Below are 17,675 nucleotides of genomic sequence, written 5' to 3' on the forward strand. Positions count from 1 at the left end.
AGTCCCTATCTAGATTTCAAACTTTTCGAGACGTCGATAAAACGCACTACGACTAAGCCCGAGCGATTTAGCAGCCGTCACGGCATTGCCTTTGTGAGCATTCAATCGGGCGGTAATAATTTCCTTTTCAATGTCGTCCATCGTTCGCTCGCCAAAGTCACTACGTGTACTTTGATTGGGCGTAGGTGCCGAGGAAGACAACATAAGGTGTTCTACACCGATTTCGGTTGTGGCTAACAAGGCTGCGCGTTCCATGGTATGCGATAACTCACGTACGTTACCAGGCCACTCATATTGTTCAAGAGCCTGAAGAGCTGACTCAGACAGGCGAGGAACGGGTTTCCGTTGGCGAGTTGCAGCTAATCTAAGTTGTTGTTCAGCAAGGGGGATAATGTCTTCCTTCCGTGTTCTGAGCGGCGGAAGCGTCACGACGAAGGTATTAAGTCGATAGTATAAATCTTGTCGGAAGGTTTTATTGTTGACCATTATGTCGAGGTCTGCATTGGTTGCGCTGACAATCCGCACGTCGGCAATTTGAGTTTTGCTCGAACCGACCTTTTCAAACTGTTTTGATTCCAGCACTCGGAGTAATTTACCTTGCTGGCTCAGGGGAATATTTCCGACTTCATCCATAAACAATGTGCCGCCGTTCGCAAGTTCAAAACGACCTACACGTTGTTCTTTTGCGTCCGTGTATGCGCCTTTCGTGTGACCGAACATCTCACTCTCAAACAAAGTGTCCGTTATTGCCCCCATATTAATTGAGACAAAACGCGCGTGATTGCGAGGACTGAGATGGTGAATGTATTCTGCGAGTAAGCTTTTACCTGTGCCGTTTTCACCGGTAATGAGAATGTTGAGGTCCGAATTGGCCAGCGGTGCAAGTTGCTGAAGTAGGGTTTGCATCGCCATTGAGTGGGCTATCAACTCCACTTTGCCTAACGGTTCTAATGATTGTTTTAACGCATGGTTCTCCGCGGCTAACAGTGAGTTTTCTTTATTTTTGGCGCGAAGTGCGAGCTGCGTGTTTAAAATAGAGAGAAGTCGTTCGTTTTCCCACGGTTTTTGGATGAAATCACCCGCACCAGCTTGCATGACGGACACGGCGATGTCGATGCTTGCCCAGCCTGTCATGGTAACAACCGCGAGATCTGAGTCGATTGCTTTTAACGCTTTAATGAGGGCAATACCTTCATCACCAGACGTGGTATCTCGGTGATAGTTGAGATCGATTAACGCTAAATCGATTTCTTTACTCTTAACAAAAAATTCAGCTTCGGCTGGTGAAGACGCGGTTACAACGGTGAAGCCTTCGCTTTTTAGGAGTAAACGTAGCGCACTGACGATACTCGGATCATCATCGCAAACAAGAACTTGCTTCATAGTATTCCCTATATATTCTGACTCTAGTCTACTGTTTTCAAACGAAAGTGAAAAGTGAGCATTTACCCCAGAGGGTAAATGCTCACGAAGTGGCAAGACTTATTCGTCGCGAAGTGCTACTGCGGGTTCAAATGCGAGAGAATGTCTTACAGGGAAGTAAACCGCACACACCACCACAAGTAAGATAAGCGTTGGTACGGCAATGAAAATAGCGACAGAACCAGATGCGATGCCTGCTTGTGCCATGAGTGTGACTAGGCCAAACCCCGCGGGTAAGCCAACAAGTAAACCTATCGATAATTGTTTCATTCCTTTGATTGTAAAATGTCTCAGAACATCAGAATCTGACGCGCCGAGTGCCCGACGCACGCCCACTTCTTGACGTTTTTGTGCAATCGAGTTGGCCATTACGCCGTAAATGCCACTGAACGCTAAAACCATAGAAGCGATAGCAAAGCTTAAGAAAATACGGCTAACAAAGTTCATACCTCCGATACGTTCAGCAATCGCAACTTCAACCGCTTTGACTGAATACGCTGGCGTGTCTTTGTCCAGTTGTAAAGCTGCGCGGTTTAGCGAGCTGCGCAGTAAATCAGGATCGCCGTTCGAGGTAATGGCCAGCAGCATGTTGCGGCGTGGACTTTGTTTGTACGGCACGAATACTGAGCTGCGAATTTTATTGCCTTCAACAGGCTGACCGAAAATCACGTTTTCTGACACGCCTATGATAGTTATCCAAGGAGCATCGTCTTCATCTACCCACACAAAACGCTTACCAATAGGTGATTCGTTAGGGTAATACTTGTCCACAAAGTTTTGTGAAACAACGGCAACCATTGGAGATGTTTCATTGTCTTGTGGTGTGAACCAGCGACCTTCAACCAAGGTGAGATCCAGTGTTTCATTGAACTCAGTATCGACCAAGTTTAGGTTCGCCGATGGATAATTTGGCTCTTTACCGTAATCAAACTGCTCCAGTGCAAAGTTAGTCAAATAACCCCACGTGTGTGGTAAAGAGGAAGCATAGGCTACGCCTGTCACATTTGGGTCTTGTTTCAGTAAATCTTTCAGATTCTCATAATATTGGATACGGCTCTCAGTCGTTGCGTAACGGTTTGGATCTAACCCGACGCGCGCAGTCAGGTAGCCTTTTGAAGCAACACCATAATCTGCCTTTTCGAGTTCACCGACTGCGTTCACCATTGATACGGAGACTAAAATTAATGCGCATGACAGGGCTACTTCTGAGATGACGATGATTTTACTCAAACGGCCTGTGCCCTTGCTTTGTGCGCCGCGTGTACCATCACGAAGGACGGCATTGATGTCAGTTTTACTTGCACGCCAAGCTGGTAAAAAGCCAGTAACAAAAATAGTGGCAATACAAATTGCGACTGCGGCGAACAATGTGTCCGACGTCATGTTTTCATGCCAGTAGTAAGGTGCTTCGATTGGCATACCAGTCGAGAAATATTGCACGCTTAGGTTCACTGTAAATCCAGCAATCAAGATAGAAAAAAGCCCTGAAACACAGCAGATGATCACGCTTTCCCACATCATTTGTTTGATGAGCGTCGCACGAGGCGCACCTAACGCACTGCGAATGGCAATTTCTTTATTCTGTTCGATAGCGCGGGACAACAGCAAATTACTGACGTTGATACAGGCGAGTAGCAAAATGAGGGCGACGGAAATCATCATGGTAGTTAGAATGCCTTCACCGCCGTTACCCACCATTTCATCTTGATAGGTCCAAATGTAGCCTTGAATGTTTGAGTTTAGTTCTGGGTATTGCTCTTTTAACTCTGTGAAAAACTGCTGAATAAATGTCATTGCTTGTGCGTCACTTACGCTATCGCGTAGCAAGCCGTGTACTGCAACGTAAGGTGAATTTTCCCGTTTCACGCCGTGCGTTGTATCTGTAAAAGGTAAATACAGTTTGGCAGAGCCTGGAAAGCGGTAACCTTGGCTTGTAACACCGATGACCGTATAGTTTTCGCCGTTAATACGCAGTTTTTCACCAATGATTTGCTCGTTGCCCGCATATAACTCCTGCCACAGCACGTAGCTTAGTACCGCAACATTATCGTGGCCTTCTTCCAAATCCATTGGCTCAAATAGACGACCAAGGGTTGCATGACCATCAGACATTGAGAAGAAAGTAGGGGTAACGTAATGCGTTTCATAGCGCATGACTTTATCGCTGGTGCTTAAATTCACACCTAAAATTTTGTAGGCATCAATCTGTGAGAAAATTTGTTGTTTCTCACGGAGTTCTTCAAACTCATGCAAGCGAAGCGTTGCACCATCATAAATGACCCCATCGACAACCGTGGTCACTTTGCGCACTTTTTCACCGTGTTCAAATGGAAGGGGAGCAAGTAATGTAGACTGCAAAAATCCGACCATAAAAATACAAAGGCTTAAGCCTGTCGTCATAACGAATATTGTTAGAGCACTGAATTTAGGCGTTTTTAGCAAACGTCTCATGGCATAGCGGATATCATCAAACATAACAACCTCCTACGCCACTTCAGTGGTTTGAGTACGAGCGCCAGAGTCCGCAATGATACGACCATCAAAGACTTCAATTACCCGTCGCGCACGCTGAGCACCTCGAGGGTCATGCGTGACCATACAAATAGTTGCACCTTCTTCGTGTAATGTGTCTAACAAGTCCATCACTAGTTTTGCATTTTTCGAATCCAAGTTACCTGTCGGTTCATCTGCAAGAATGAGCGATGGTGCGCCGACAATTGCTCGAGCGACTGCAACACGTTGTTGCTGACCACCGGATAGTTGCGAAGGATAATGTGTAGAGCGATGACTCATATCGACCTTCTTAAGGGCGGCTTCAGCCAACGCACGACGCGTTTTTTTGTCGATGTCTTTGCGGTAGGTTAATGGTAATTCGATGTTTTCAACCACCGTTAACTCACTAATTAAGTTAAAGGACTGAAAAATAAATCCAATTTCTTTGTTTCGCACAAGTGCTCGAGACTTATTGTCTAAGTCACCGACAACGTGGCCGGCTAATTTGTGCAGGCCTGACGTGGCCGTGTCGAGTAATCCAAGGATGGACAGTAATGTCGATTTACCACAACCCGAAGGGCCAGAAATTGACACGTATTCGCCTTTATTGATCACTAAGTGAATGTCAGTAAGTGCGTGTGTTTCAACGTCATCGCTAACGAAGACTTTTTTAATATTGTTTAGTTCTATCAAATGATTCATGACGTAGTCCCTCTAAAATTAGTTTAACGTGATTGATTCGTGACGCGCTAGTTGTGTTTGTTCAGAAATAATGACCGTGTCGCCTTTTGTTAGCCCTGCAACGACTTCAATTTCTGTACTGGAGGCTAAACCAAAGGTCACCGCGGTTTTCTCGGCGATAGAACCAGTTGGATTTAACTTGAAAATCGGCATGGTTCGGTTTTCTTGTGAGGCGGAAGGGCGCTTAATGTAAAGTGCGTTTGCTTTAGCATTAATCACAATTTCGCCGTCAACGGATAAATCAGGTCTCGCTTCAGGTGGCAGTGCCTGATTGAATGTCACATCCACTTGAACAGTGCCTTGCGTTACAGCAGGGTCGATACGAGAAACTGTCCCCTCGATTTCGCTAAAACGCGTGTCGATGATCACTTTCTGCCCTACGACAACGTTTGACGCTTTAAGCTCGGGTACTTTTAATTCAGCAATAAGGTCTCCTGCTTTGGCGAACTTCGCCACATTGCTACCCAGTGAAACTCGTTGCCCAAGTTCTAATGGCATGGCTTGCAATACACCGTCTAGAGGCGCTTTTACTTGCAGCGAAGCGAGTTCAAATTCAGCGCGTTCAATGGTTTTATCCAGCTTAGATAGCCGCGCTTGGTGGGCTGCAAGTTGAGCGGCTAGATTTTTACGCAATTGCTCGGTTCGTTGATTGTCGATGTCGAGCGTTTCTTTCAGTTGAGCTACGGTTAATTTTGAGCTTTCAAAATCCAGTTTCGAGACCGTAGCATTGCCCTGATTAATCAGGATTTCTTCCGCATTTAAGCGCATACGTGCTTGCTCATATTGCATTTTGGTTTTGGCAACCGCTGCTTTCATGTCGAGCAATCGCGTTTGCTGATCCGTACTTAATGCATTGAGACTCAGCGCTCAGCGCTTGGCGCTCCCAGTTGAGCTCTTCTACCTTTTGTTGAAGTTCAGGGTTTGTTAGTTCAACAATCAAATCACCTTGCGAAACGACGGCTCCTGGCTTTTTCAAAATCCGTTCGACTTTCCCTTCTACGTTGCTAGCTACCCAACGTATGTCTTCGGGTACCAGTACTCCGGGCGCCGCGACTTTGATGGTGAATTCTCCTTGTTGGACGCGAGCGGTAAGTACACTGTTTTTGCTTACCGACGCTTGAGTGATTTGTGACTTCAGAGTCCAAACCCCTGCAATTAACGCTACAAACAGGCTTCCAACTACCACGATACGTTTGGTGGGAAATTTTTTTGTCGTTGTTGTATTTAAATAATCCATTGCTTACGTCCACTGAGTCTACATGTTGGAATGATTAAATCAGGAACTGTGCCAAAACATTAAAGTATTACAAAACAAAGTATTACGTTGTTTTGTCTGTGGCTTTCACGCAAGGTGATCCCAAAAATGGGATGGGTCAAATCCCATTTTTGGGACTGGCATGGATAATTTGGCGATGTCCTATTGCGCCAAAAATAGGTGGGAAACCGAACATTACTGTAATCGCGTGTAATACTTCATTTTGTGTATTTGTTGTTAACTTTGTGTATCAAAAGGAGTTCGACGAGACGATGGACCCATCTCAATCGAACACTTTGCAGCAACCGTCTAGTAAGCCTAGGAGGCGACATGAAACAGACAAGTAAGCGAGTACTCAACCGCATTACACAAGTGATGTTATTGGTTGGGGGAATGTATTCAGGCGTAAGTGTGGCCGCGACTGATCAAACGGATTCAACAGAACAATGTATCTTTGAACCCAGTTGGTTGCAGAATGGTCGAGTGGTTCGCCCAAATGACGCGACTTTCCCAAATGATCCTGATCATCAAAACGATCCGTCAAACTGCAATTTTCATCAATGGTCATGGCAAATGTTTTTGTGGCTAATGGATGGAGATGATGGCAAGCCACGATTCTTAGACTTTGCGACGCCTCAATCATTGCTTGGACTCGAGCAGCGAGGCCTGATGCCAAGAACGAGCAAAAAGCAGCACGGTTCTTCTCTTGACGAGTATTTGCAAGCAGGTACGGACGGCATTTTGGTAGACCAAGATAATCGTGCGGTTTACTACTCGCAATATGTGAACCAAACCTTCGCCGATTTCATTCAGGGCAAGCTGGGTGGGAGCGACCTAACAAAGCCGGACAATGTGTTGGCGATGAACCCAACCACTGAGTTTCCTATTCAAAACGGTAAAGGGGCATTAGAGCTTAAAGCATCTTGGAAAGTGGTGGCTCCGGGTGAAAAAACGGACGGTCTATTTACAATGAAAAAGGACATCGCCAAGTTTGTAAATACACCTAGCGGGATCAAAATAGACCCGACAAAAGTTGAAACGCAAACGCTGGCTTTGGTGGGCTTTCATATTGGTGGCATTGTCGCCAATCACCCCGAAATGATCTGGGCCACGTTTGAATTTAATAACAACGCACCGGATGTCCCTGATGGTATGACACTTGGCCAAGTGGTGTCAGATAAAGACTACATGTTTTACAAAAAAGGCACCCAGCTTGGAAACTGCAACAAAAACGCCAGCGTGAGTGGACTTAAGGTCGAGGACGACACACAAAAGTTTACGCCAGTTACTCAAGTGTGCCGTCGTTATGCTTATGGAAATCAAGCGGACCAAAAGCAGGGAAACACCAATAACATTAAAATGCTAAATGACAGCGTTTGGAAAAACTTACCGAGTCAACTCAGTTACTTGAAAAACTATTTTGAAGTCGGCGCCATTTGGATAAATAACGGGGCAGCAACAAAGGACCCATTAGAGTCACCTTTGAAGCCTGGACTTAATTTTGCCACGGATGACTATTTAACCGGATCGTCGCGCCTCTCAAACAGCACGATTGAAACCTATACGCAGTCGGCTACGGCCATGAATAACTGTTTCCGTTGTCACAACACCGAACAAGCGTTTGCACCAAAGTCAGGTCTAAAACCATTGCCTGCAACGAACCTTAATATTAGCCATGCATTTCAAAACATATTCTTCTGGTCGCAAGAAAAAGATAAAGCGGCTGCTATGGCATATGTAAAATCACAAGGAGAGAAATAATGGGTTATTTCAGAGTCCACCCAAGCATCAATTTTGCGCGTGTTGGTAACAGTGAAGAATACTATTTAGCACCTGAAACGGCTGCGGGCGAAATTGTTGATAAAGCAACGGGTTTATTTGGTGGCTTACCGATTAAAGCCGGTTCAGAGAATACGCCTATTGATGAAAACGATTTTCGCGATGCAAGTGAAAACGTAAAGCGCCAAGCTGCTCGTTTTCGTTTATTTGCTTATGACGATGAACAGACGACTTATCCGTCAAATGATGCTGGACGAGAAGTCAAAATCGGTGATTCTATCGGTGGCAAAGTCATCAAAGACATTGTTTGGCAAGTACATGTTGCGAACAAGAAGAATAATAACTACAAAATTACATCCGACAATGGCACACCAGATGGAGCAGAAGAGGGGATTGTAGCGTATGAAGGGGGTAAAACGCCGCCTATTCGCAACCCAGAATTTGGCCCTGAGTTGCAGGATGAAAACCGTTTAAAAACACTGGTGGTGGACCCAGGACCCCGTGCGCTTTCTGTTAAGACCCAAGCAACAACTATCTTGCACTTTGACCAAGCGACTCCTGCGAGTTTTGTTAACAGTGACAATCTAATTCAGCAAGAAAGTAGTGCGTGGAAATACCCAAAAAGCTTTCCTTATCAGCACTTTAACCAAGAAAGCTGCAAAATGTACAACCCGCTTGGTGACATAACCTCCCTTGGCGAGATGTGCATAGAACCGAACACGGGCAGGCTAATCGTTGCGGGTGGTTTTGGTAAAGCAAGTGGCATTGTGCTAAATGGTCAATACCCTGAATTGAACGATGCAATTGATAACGACTATTGGTTTGATGATACCTCTGATGGGCCAGTGACGGCGACGGTTTACTTTGAAGATGGGTCTGTTGAACATGCGGTACACGGTTGGGTTGTATGTACTGACCCGAGTTACGCTCCACAAACGCGCAATGTCGTTTCGACGTGGGACGATGTTTATGACACGTGGGTACAACATTTAAATCTTGAACCAAATATGTTCAACAATGGATTCAAACAAGATTATGAAGCATCGTTTGATGGTGATGTAATGCCCGTGTTTCATGCTGCATTTTTGCAACAGTGGAATGCCGCGTTACCAGAAAAAGGCATTCAAGGACATAAACGGATGAAGGAAATCCAACCTTCAGATACGCCGAGCGAAAAGATCCCTTCATTCACCAGTTTGTTGCGTAAACCTTCGCCTCCCGGCACTTCAAATGCACCTGGTAACGAAGATGGAACCCGTCTTAAAATGCCGCTGGCACTAGGCGATGCCATGAAGAGTTTTCTGGCTGTTACTGAAACACAATATTTTCTATTAATGCAGTGGTATGGCAATAAATTCCACGCTGAAGCACGCCCAATGGGCGATGGAGAGCGCCTTGATAAAGTGGTGCTTGAAAACTGCTTAGGTGGGCGCTATTCCCCTGGTATTGATTTAACCTTTATCGTACGAGATACCAATCTTTATGTGACGAAGTGGCAAGGTGAGATAGGGCCATTTAGGATCAACCTGGAATCCTTGAATTACGCGAACGCGAACAGTTCAAAGCCATTCTTAGGTGTAGGTTACGTGCCGCTTAGAACAAGTGCTGTCGAACCCGGTGATTTGAGTAAGTTTATGGCACAGCCTTGGCACACTGACTATAACAGCTGCGCAACTCACGTGCCCGATCCAAACCCAACGATGCCAAATCCTGACAATGAGGAAGGAAAAGATCCGTTAACGCCGATTCAGGACAACACATTGTATTGGTCTTGGCCTGCACAGCGACCAGTATCCGTGTATCCAAAGTGTTTGTTTACTTATGACGCAGCGTCTGGGCAAGGTAAAGGTTTCTCTCGTTACAGTGTTCGAGGTGATGAAGGGCATGGCACGCAGACATTCTATCCACAGGAACAAGGGCGCTATCAATGCTACTTAGATTTCGTCAAAAACTGGCACAAAGTGGGCTTTGTGATCCAAGGTTTGCAGATTGAAGATGGTAAGTCGGGTTCTAATTTCGGCCCTGACTATTTCCTTGAAGTGCAGAGTAAGTTCACGAGCAAAGGTGATGGTGTAGAAGTATGGCCTCAGGCGTCCGAGCCAGGTTACGAGCGCCTTGAGTGTTGTGAACCTACAGATTTAGATAAAAAAGTATAATAAGAGGCGACCCATGACACTAACCGTGACTCATTTGAAATTAACGAATCACGGTTAGTGTTGTGGGTATAGAGTGCGTCAAGGAGTAGTCTATGACGAAAACACACCTGAGAATCGGTATTGTGGGAGGCGGTCCTGCAGGATGTGCAACGGCACTTGCGTTGCAAAAGCTATTTGCATCAAGCAGTAAAAAGGCTGAAATTACCCTAATAACAGCACCAGAGGGCGTTACACCTAAGATTGGTGAAACGGTGCCGCCCGCTGCAAGTGCTTATTTACGAGAGTTAGATCTTGAGTCACTGTTATCGGACGAGTTTCATTTGCGTTGTCCTGGCAGTCTATCGCAGTGGGGTGACGAATCGGTTGGGTATAACGACTTTTTTATTACGCCGATTGGACAAGGATTTCATTTAGACAGAGCACTTTTTGATAAAAGCTTACTGTCGGCCTGTTTCAAGCGTGGTGTGACGATTGTGGAAAATACCAAAGTCACTGCAATTAAACAAAGTGATCGGACTATTTCGCTGCACTGCGAGCCGGAGCTTGATAAGCATGAATTTGATTTTATTGTAGATGCTTCTGGTCAACATCGTGTTGTGACACGCAGTCTGTCGGTTGCAAACAACCTGTTTGACCGCGTAGTGTCTGTGTGTGCATTTTTTGAATTAGAAAGTAAATCATTGGCTCCAGCCCACACGATTGTATCGAGTGATGAACACGGCTGGTGGTATGCGGCTAGGCTTCCAAACAATCGGGCAATTTTGAGTTTTAATACTGATGCGGACGAGCTAAAACAGCGTGAGCTTAATGCCCATGCAAACTGGTATCGTGCATTTTGTAACAATCAATGGTTTTATACTCAATGCTGTGAGCAATTTAACCAAGCCATTTCTTCACCTCGGGTACTTCATGTGCGAGCGGCCCCTTCTTCGATTCTTTCAGCGGTTATTGGTGAAAATTGGTTAGCTGTCGGAGACGCGGCATCAAGTTACGATTCGATTTCATCTGCGGGCATAACTAAGTCCTTGAAACAGGGAATTCGAGCCGCAAATGCTATTTTGAATTGGGCGGAGAACCCACATAAAGGGTCCTTGAGTGCATATCAAACGCTGGTCTTTAAGGATTTTAATGAGTTTATTAAACTTCACCAACTTCATTACGATAGTGGTGCTCAACGATTTCCAAATTCGGCGTTTTGGCAACGTCGACTGCTAAGTGACGTATAGCATATACTTATTCTTTTGATAAAAGGCATCTAACAGAGATGCCTTTGGGTAGAGCTACAACTTGAAAATGACTCTAAGTGTAAGGAAACTAGAGCTTAGTGTTGGTCGCCTTCAGGGATCCCAAGCCAAGTCATGCTACTTGGCGTAAACGTAAGTGCTATTGTGTCTTCAATTTCACCTGTGGTGATATTGACCACGAGAATGGTGGACGCAGCTGAGTCGGTAACGTAAGCCGTGTTTTCTCGTTTAGAGACGACCAATCCAAAACGTTGGCCTTCAGAAAGTGTTGAAATATCCGCTTTGCTAACATCGATTCGTTGTTTAAACGTCCAGTGAGCATGACCGTCGTGTTGGTGTGCGTCAACGACAGTAAGGTAACCTTGATTATCTAAAATCAAAAACTGTGTGCCATCGACATTAAAGGAATACGAAATGGGCTGTGCATTTGACACTGGTTGCCAATCTAACAGTGCCATTTCACTTTCCTCGGGCGCAATCGTCAGGATATTTACTTCACCGGTTACGCGATCACTGGCAGTCCCTAAGAATGTGTTACTTCCATGGTGCCCAAATAAGGTGCCAATACGCAAGTTGGCAATTGCTTCAATGTTTGTAATTTTATCACTTTCAAAATGTCCGTTATGAGAATGCGTGATAACGACTCCATCTCGACACGCAAACGCAACGGCTTCATGGTTTTGAGCTGCACCATGTAAGTCAGGGCAGGTTATGTCTAATACAGAGTCAAAGTGGAAGTGATCTTCATGCAGTTCATAAACGCCAATTTGATCTGGGAGAACTTTTGCGTTGGATGTACTTTCGTCGTCTCCGCGACGAACCGTCGCAAACAAGGTATTTTGCTGAAGTTTTGCAACGCCATGCATGTTGATTTCAAAATTTAGAGTGGCTTTAATACGGCGATTAGCGATAGATGTATCATCAATAATTTGAATGGAAGCGTTTGCGCCCGTTGCGGCATTGCCATCATTAAATACAATGGTATTTTCATCCGAATACGTTATGTGAGTTGGTGCGAAGCCGTGTAATTCAAAATCGCTAAAGGCAGGTGCCTGCTCATAACTGTGCTGGTGGTTGTCATGATTTTCTTGCCAAAGGCCACCGTCAATAAATGAAACAACATCGTTTTGTCTGTCACTGAGTAGCGCATAACGCCCGCCAGCAGAAGTTTGTAACGCAACGCTTGAAGTACTTAGCGTAAAGCTTTCCAAAATCTTCCGTTGATCTAAATCGAAAACGTGGGCTTCGCTTTTATCTTTATTGAGCAGGACTAGACGGCCTTTGGATTCAACTGTGTGATCATGGTCTTGCCCATGGTCGATGGTCGGGTTTTCAATTTCATGTTTTATAACTCCTTTTGAACCACCATCAAAACAGCCGGTAATTAGCACACCGCTTAGGGCGATAGTGGAAAGTTTTAATCTGGAAAACAAAGTCATGTTTACTAAATCCTTCGTTGTTATTGAGCGCTTTGCCACAAATGTTGAGCCAACTATCGTTACTCAAATATCATGACATTAGGAAATGTTATAATGTATCATTTAGTAAATGTTATAGTATAACAATTAAAATTAAAAGAGTGAGTGTTTCTAAAATGCGACAAATCGCCTGATAATGACGACCAAGGAGAAACTCCTATGGTGTATGCATGAAAGACTTTAGAATAATTAATTTATATCAATCAGTTAGGTGATGTTTACTTATTTCAATACGAACGCTTTCTGGATCTGCATGAACAGGGTAGACTTACATTGTTTCTATATTGGGTTCTTGTTCAGACCGAGATGAACGACGTGAGTGAATAATGTGCTTCAATGGACTGGACTGAACAAAAGCAGAAGTTAGTTTTTGACCGTATCAAGGAATAGTATGTCGTCGCCTACAAGGTTTCTTAGTGTTCCCACTCTTATTACCATACTTTTGATTGCAGCTCCTACGTATGCTCAGGTGGAAGCGCAAAGTGAACATATCTCCAAAGCCAAATTGGAGAAAATGCAGGGTCAATCTGCTCTCGATATCATTAAGCAAGTATCTGGCTTTTTGTTTATCAATTCGAATGACAAGCGAGGTCTGAGCGGAGCAACTGGTAACGTGTTGATTAATGGATTACCCGCGCTTAGCAAATCACAATCGTTAGAATCAATCCTCGCGGATTTTCCGGTTGAACAGTTGTTAGAGTTATATGTTTATCGTGCAGGACATCCATTTTCATCGGCAAGTCACCACACTCAAGTTATTAACCTAACCCGAGACACGTCAAATCGCCAATTCAACTGGCGAGTGGAGGCTTTGTCGCAATCGAACTATCAAGGACTCAAGTCGACCTCTTTGCAAGGAGTAATAGCATCTGGCAGTTGGGAGCATCAATTGCGATTATCGAGAAGCAAGTCGCATTGGCAATCAAAACTCGATTTAGCCAATTTTTATGCAAGTGGCTTAACAGATGTGTATGGCGAAGAACGCTATCAAGAAGAAACGAAAAAGTCGCAAATTGGATTGGTGTCGACCAAACGATTTGACCAAAGCGTTTTGTCTTTAAACTTGCAGTGGTTAAAGTCAGAGGAGAAGGAAGGTTTTCGCCGTAAAAGCCAACGTCTCGATTTATCTTCCCTGCTCGAAACAAATCGAGACTCGCTAGATACTCAAGAATCCTCTTTTGGCTTTGACTGGCAACAAACGCAACAACAAGCACTGTGGCAATGGCAGGTAACAGGCTTGATACGACAAATTGATTCAACCCAATTAATCGTAGACACCAGCGCTCAGAACGAACAGGTAGAAAAAGATGCCTTTTTACAAGACAAGTTGTTAAAAGAACGAGTACTCAGGATTTCGCGTCTAAACAGTGCGTTATGGTGACAACCCGAGCTGGGATTGGAAATAAGCCAAAATACGCTTAATGCTGATACGTTTGACACAATTAAGCTGAATACCACCGTAAAAGAATTGCGTGTGGAACCGTTTGTTTCAGCTCGATTTGACATTGCGACGAACTGGCAGTTATTCAGTAAATTGGTTGTTGAACAGGCGAAGCTAGAAAGTGAATCGAATTCATTTTACGAAACCACAGAGCGTTACTGGAAGCCGCTTTTAAAGCTAACCCATAAAGCTGAAAATGGCGTTCAATCAACGTATGGTCTTCAACGTAAAGTTGAGCAGCTTAACTTTGATGATTTTGTTGCAAGCCAAGACAGTGCGTTTGGACGAGAACAATCAGGAAATGCAGAGCTTAAACCTCGACAAGCTTGGGAAGTCAGTTACGAGGCCAATTTCGAAACGGCATTTGGTATCACAGTGAACACGAAGCTGTTTTGGGAGTGGCAACGTGATGTGCATGAATACGTACAATTCGACGATGAAAACTTGGGTATCGCTAATGCTGGAAACGCGGATTATTACGGCGGCAATTTGGAGCTAAATGTGCCAATGGATTGGCTAATTGATGAGAGCCAGATTAACGTGTTATACGAGTATCGCGATGCAAATTTTGCCGATCCGCTCACAGGTAAACGTGTTACATCGGATCTCATGCCTCACTTTACTGAAATAGAATACCGCAAAGAAGGGCAATGGTATGCACTTGGGGCCGCAACCGTGTTGTCTAATCACGTTGATATTTTTTATCCCGATGAGCAATATAAAGAACAGCACAAAACGACGTTGAAACTATATGGTGAGTTTCAACTGCCTAAAGATATGCAACTGAACATAGAAGTTGCGGATTCAACTCGAGGGCACACGCAATTTAGACGTAACGTCTATTCACCCTATCGCGGTGAGGCATTGGAATATCGTTTTGTAAGTAATGAGTATTTTGAGCCAAGTATCTCAGCATCTCTGAGTGGGCAATTTTAAAGCGAGCGAAAAATTTGATGACAGCACCGTGTTTAAACACCACTATATTGGAATTTGAATTTTGAAGATAAGAGTAAAATGCCGATGGATTTGCAATTAATAGCTATAAAAATATTTCGAGTTTTGTTTATTTTCGTCTCGTTATTACCAATTTCCATTTATGCAAAAGGGATCGAAATTGGCGATAAACAAGTTTTAGAATCGAAAATATTAGGTGAAGAACGAGAGTATTTTATCTCTTTACCAACCTCATACAACCAGAATAATTATTCTTCTTATCCAGTGCTTTACTTACTTGATGGTGACATGAATAGTTTCTTTCAAGTGTTTTCCGGCATGGTTAATCAAATGAGTGTCGATGCAAGCCCCACCATTCCTGAGATGATAGTGGTTGGTATTGTTAGTCAAAACAGGGTCAGAGACAGTTCACCGACTCATCCTCTAATTCAATATGGGGGGACAAAGAATGAGGCGCTCCATATTACGGGTGGCGCTGATAAGTTTATTCAATTTATAAAAGAAGAGCTTATTCCTAAGATAAACCAAAATTATAGAACATCAGCTTACAAGGTTTTGGTTGGGTATTCGTTTGCGGGCTTACCCGTCATTCAAAGTTTATATACCACTCCCGAGACCTTTAACGCCTACCTTGCAATCGATCCAAGTATGTGGTGGGATGACCAGCACATGTTGAAACAATTAAGTCATTTTTATCAATCACCTAAATTGAACAAGCGGCGATTATTTGTAGCAACAACCACAAGGGTAACAGAGGTATATCCTAAAGAAAATTAAGTGGCTGAATTTATCGAAAGGCTTAAAAAACAGCCCAAAGAGGGCTTTTTTTTCGACTCCATTACCTTTGGTAGAGATGAAAATCATCATACGATGCCAATAATCAGTTTTTATAAAGGATTACGGTCACTATTTGATGGCTATATGATAGACGATCACGCCCGGTTTCGTCCCGCCAATGCATTACGAAGTCATTTTGCTCAATTTTCACAGAAACTCGGCGAGGAGTTTCGACCAAAAGAAGATCTCGTCAATTTCTTCGCTTATGACCGTTTATATAACACACAATTTTCTGTAGACATCGAAAGTGCAATAGACTTTTTTAAGCTTAATGCTGAATATTACCCTTTGTCCCCAAATGTATGGGACAGCTTAGGTGAAGCTTATATGGTTAATGGCGATTATCAACAGGCTCTAACGTGTTACGAAAAATCTATCGCTCTGAATTCAAGCAATGCCAATGCACTATCGAGAATCGAACAAATAAAGAGCAAGTTGAATTAGTGCTTAACTAAGAATTGATTCTGAAAACTTAAGTTGGTTTGTGTGCCATCGCCAAGAAGTATCGATGACAAAATATTCTCGCTTAGCTTAATATATTATCCAATTTCAGAAATGGATAATGTATTTTTGGATAGACAGTGATTACGCTAGATATGTGTTACTTAACCATCTTGTTGGAATGTGGTACTTTGTAGTGGCATTACAAATGCTTCTTAAAGGATATTCCCATGTCTGAGCAATCTCTTACGCTGTTTCAAAAGCTTGCTAATCTAAGCATCGCGTCATCACGTAAAATCATCGGACTTATGAGTGGCACATCGCTCGACGGTTTGGATATAGCGTTATGCGAAGTACGTGGTCGAGGTGTTCACACCGAATGTACTGTGATCGCCTTTGAAACAGTCGAATACCCGTTAGATGTAAAGCAAAAGATCAGAGCAGTTTTTGCGCAAAAATCGATAGATCTTGAGTATCTAACACTTTTAAATGCTTGGCTTGGTGAATATCACGGTAACTTGGTTTTAACGTGTCTTAAAAAATGGCAGATTGAGCCATGTAGCATCGATTTAATTGCGAGCCATGGCCAAACGATTTTTCATTGCCCAAAACACCAGCATACTTACGCTGATTTTAAAAATGGAACGCTGCAAATTGGCGATGCAGATCACATCGCAGTAACGACAAAAATTCCAACGTTTTCTGATTTTAGACAAAAGCATGTCGCGACTGGCGGGGAAGGTGCTCCTCTGGCTATCTATGGTGATTACTGTTTGTTTGGAGACAAGAAACGCACTCGCGTCCTTTTGAATTTAGGCGGAATCGCCAATATTACGGTGTTGCCTGCCGGAGCCGAATTGTCAGATGTGATTTGTTCAGACATAGGTCCTGCGAATACTATTGTCGATGCGTATGTTAGCCTGCATTTTAATCAGCCATTTGACCGCGGTGGTGAAATTGCTCAACAGGGCAAGGTCAATGCACTTTTATTGGCAGCATTACTTATGCATCCGTTTTTAGCGAAACCATTGCCGAAATCAACTGGCCCTGAAGTGTTTCACCTTAACTGGCTTGAACAGGCCATGTTGGAGTCATCAACCGTATCTCTAGCTAAAGAAGACGTCGTTGCGACACTGACCGAGTTCAGTGCTTGCGCTGTTGCAAATCACATTAATATGGTAACGCAACAGTATGAAGAGGTAGAAGTTTTTGCAAGCGGTGGTGGTGTTCAGAATCCCGTTTTAGCAAGCGCAATTCAGTTAAAACTAAACTCGCATGTAAAATGGAATACCACAGCTTCTTTAGGCATTGATCCTGATGCGAAAGAGGCGGTGTTGTTTGCGGTATTAGCCAACGAAGCGATAACTCAAACGGCACAGTCGTCGGTCACGCTTACCAATCTCAGTATGGGCAAACTAAGCTTACCCTATTAGT

The 17,675-nt window shown here is 43.9% G+C and carries 14 protein-coding genes; 8 read left to right on the forward strand and 6 right to left on the reverse strand.

The window, feature by feature from the left end; translation table 11 throughout:
* Positions 1–9 precede the first annotated feature (9 nt).
* The 5 genes from J5O05_RS18535 to J5O05_RS18555 all read right to left on the reverse strand — a co-directional run bounded on the left by J5O05_RS18535 (position 10) and on the right by J5O05_RS18555 (position 5,893).
* Positions 10–1,383: a sigma-54-dependent transcriptional regulator gene (locus J5O05_RS18535; RefSeq protein WP_208845102.1), complete on the reverse strand. Its 1,374-nt coding sequence runs from the start codon at positions 1,381–1,383 to the stop codon at positions 10–12.
* A 99-nt stretch (positions 1,384–1,482) separates the two neighbouring features.
* A complete protein-coding gene (locus J5O05_RS18540) occupies positions 1,483–3,897 on the reverse strand; it encodes an ABC transporter permease (RefSeq protein WP_208845103.1) in 2,415 nt (804 codons plus the stop codon).
* A 9-nt stretch (positions 3,898–3,906) separates the two neighbouring features.
* Positions 3,907–4,617 carry an ABC transporter ATP-binding protein gene (locus tag J5O05_RS18545; protein WP_208845104.1) on the reverse strand — a complete coding sequence of 237 codons (711 nt, stop codon included), beginning with the start codon at positions 4,615–4,617 and terminating at the stop codon, positions 3,907–3,909.
* An 18-nt stretch (positions 4,618–4,635) separates the two neighbouring features.
* Positions 4,636–5,472, reverse strand: coding sequence for an efflux RND transporter periplasmic adaptor subunit (locus tag J5O05_RS18550; RefSeq protein WP_208845105.1), 837 nt, complete (start codon positions 5,470–5,472; stop codon positions 4,636–4,638).
* On the reverse strand, positions 5,435–5,893 hold the full coding sequence (locus J5O05_RS18555) for an efflux RND transporter periplasmic adaptor subunit (protein ID WP_208845106.1): 459 nt from the start codon (positions 5,891–5,893) through the stop codon (positions 5,435–5,437). Before J5O05_RS18555 ends, J5O05_RS18550 begins: the two co-directional genes overlap by 38 nt.
* A gap of 348 nt (positions 5,894–6,241) precedes the next feature.
* Between J5O05_RS18555 and J5O05_RS18560 the strand changes: the two genes are divergently transcribed.
* From J5O05_RS18560 to J5O05_RS18570, 3 genes are all read left to right on the forward strand, one after another.
* Positions 6,242–7,672 (forward strand): hypothetical protein, encoded by a 1,431-nt coding sequence (locus J5O05_RS18560; RefSeq protein WP_208845107.1) that lies wholly within the window; start codon positions 6,242–6,244, stop codon positions 7,670–7,672.
* A complete protein-coding gene (locus tag J5O05_RS18565; RefSeq protein WP_208845108.1) occupies positions 7,672–9,846 on the forward strand; it encodes a LodA/GoxA family CTQ-dependent oxidase in 2,175 nt (724 codons plus the stop codon). Before J5O05_RS18560 ends, J5O05_RS18565 begins: the two co-directional genes overlap by 1 nt.
* A gap of 92 nt (positions 9,847–9,938) precedes the next feature.
* Entirely contained in the window at positions 9,939–11,072 is a 1,134-nt protein-coding gene (locus J5O05_RS18570; RefSeq protein ID WP_208845109.1) for an NAD(P)/FAD-dependent oxidoreductase, read from the forward strand.
* A gap of 95 nt (positions 11,073–11,167) precedes the next feature.
* Here the strand turns inward: J5O05_RS18570 and J5O05_RS18575 are convergent, their stop codons facing one another.
* Positions 11,168–12,529, reverse strand: coding sequence for a 5-methyltetrahydrofolate--homocysteine methyltransferase (locus J5O05_RS18575; protein WP_244370165.1), 1,362 nt, complete (start codon positions 12,527–12,529; stop codon positions 11,168–11,170).
* Positions 12,530–12,959: 430 nt separating this feature from the next.
* Between J5O05_RS18575 and J5O05_RS18580 the strand changes: the two genes are divergently transcribed.
* The 5 genes from J5O05_RS18580 (at position 12,960) to J5O05_RS18600 (ending at position 17,674) form a co-directional block, all read left to right on the forward strand.
* Positions 12,960–13,949 (forward strand): Plug domain-containing protein, encoded by a 990-nt coding sequence (locus J5O05_RS18580; protein WP_208845110.1) that lies wholly within the window; start codon positions 12,960–12,962, stop codon positions 13,947–13,949.
* A gap of 15 nt (positions 13,950–13,964) precedes the next feature.
* Complete coding sequence (locus J5O05_RS18585; protein WP_208845111.1) at positions 13,965–14,945, forward strand: TonB-dependent receptor; 981 nt, start codon at positions 13,965–13,967, stop codon at positions 14,943–14,945.
* 84 nt (positions 14,946–15,029) lie between these two features.
* Positions 15,030–15,740 (forward strand): alpha/beta hydrolase, encoded by a 711-nt coding sequence (locus J5O05_RS18590; protein ID WP_208845112.1) that lies wholly within the window; start codon positions 15,030–15,032, stop codon positions 15,738–15,740.
* A complete protein-coding gene (locus J5O05_RS18595; protein WP_208845113.1) occupies positions 15,741–16,244 on the forward strand; it encodes a tetratricopeptide repeat protein in 504 nt (167 codons plus the stop codon).
* Positions 16,245–16,471: 227 nt separating this feature from the next.
* Positions 16,472–17,674, forward strand: a complete 1,203-nt coding sequence (locus J5O05_RS18600; RefSeq protein WP_208845114.1) for an anhydro-N-acetylmuramic acid kinase — start codon at positions 16,472–16,474, stop codon at positions 17,672–17,674.
* Position 17,675: the final 1 nt, after the last annotated feature.

The organism is Pseudoalteromonas xiamenensis (genome assembly GCF_017638925.1).
Lineage (GTDB): Bacteria > Pseudomonadota > Gammaproteobacteria > Enterobacterales > Alteromonadaceae > Pseudoalteromonas > Pseudoalteromonas xiamenensis.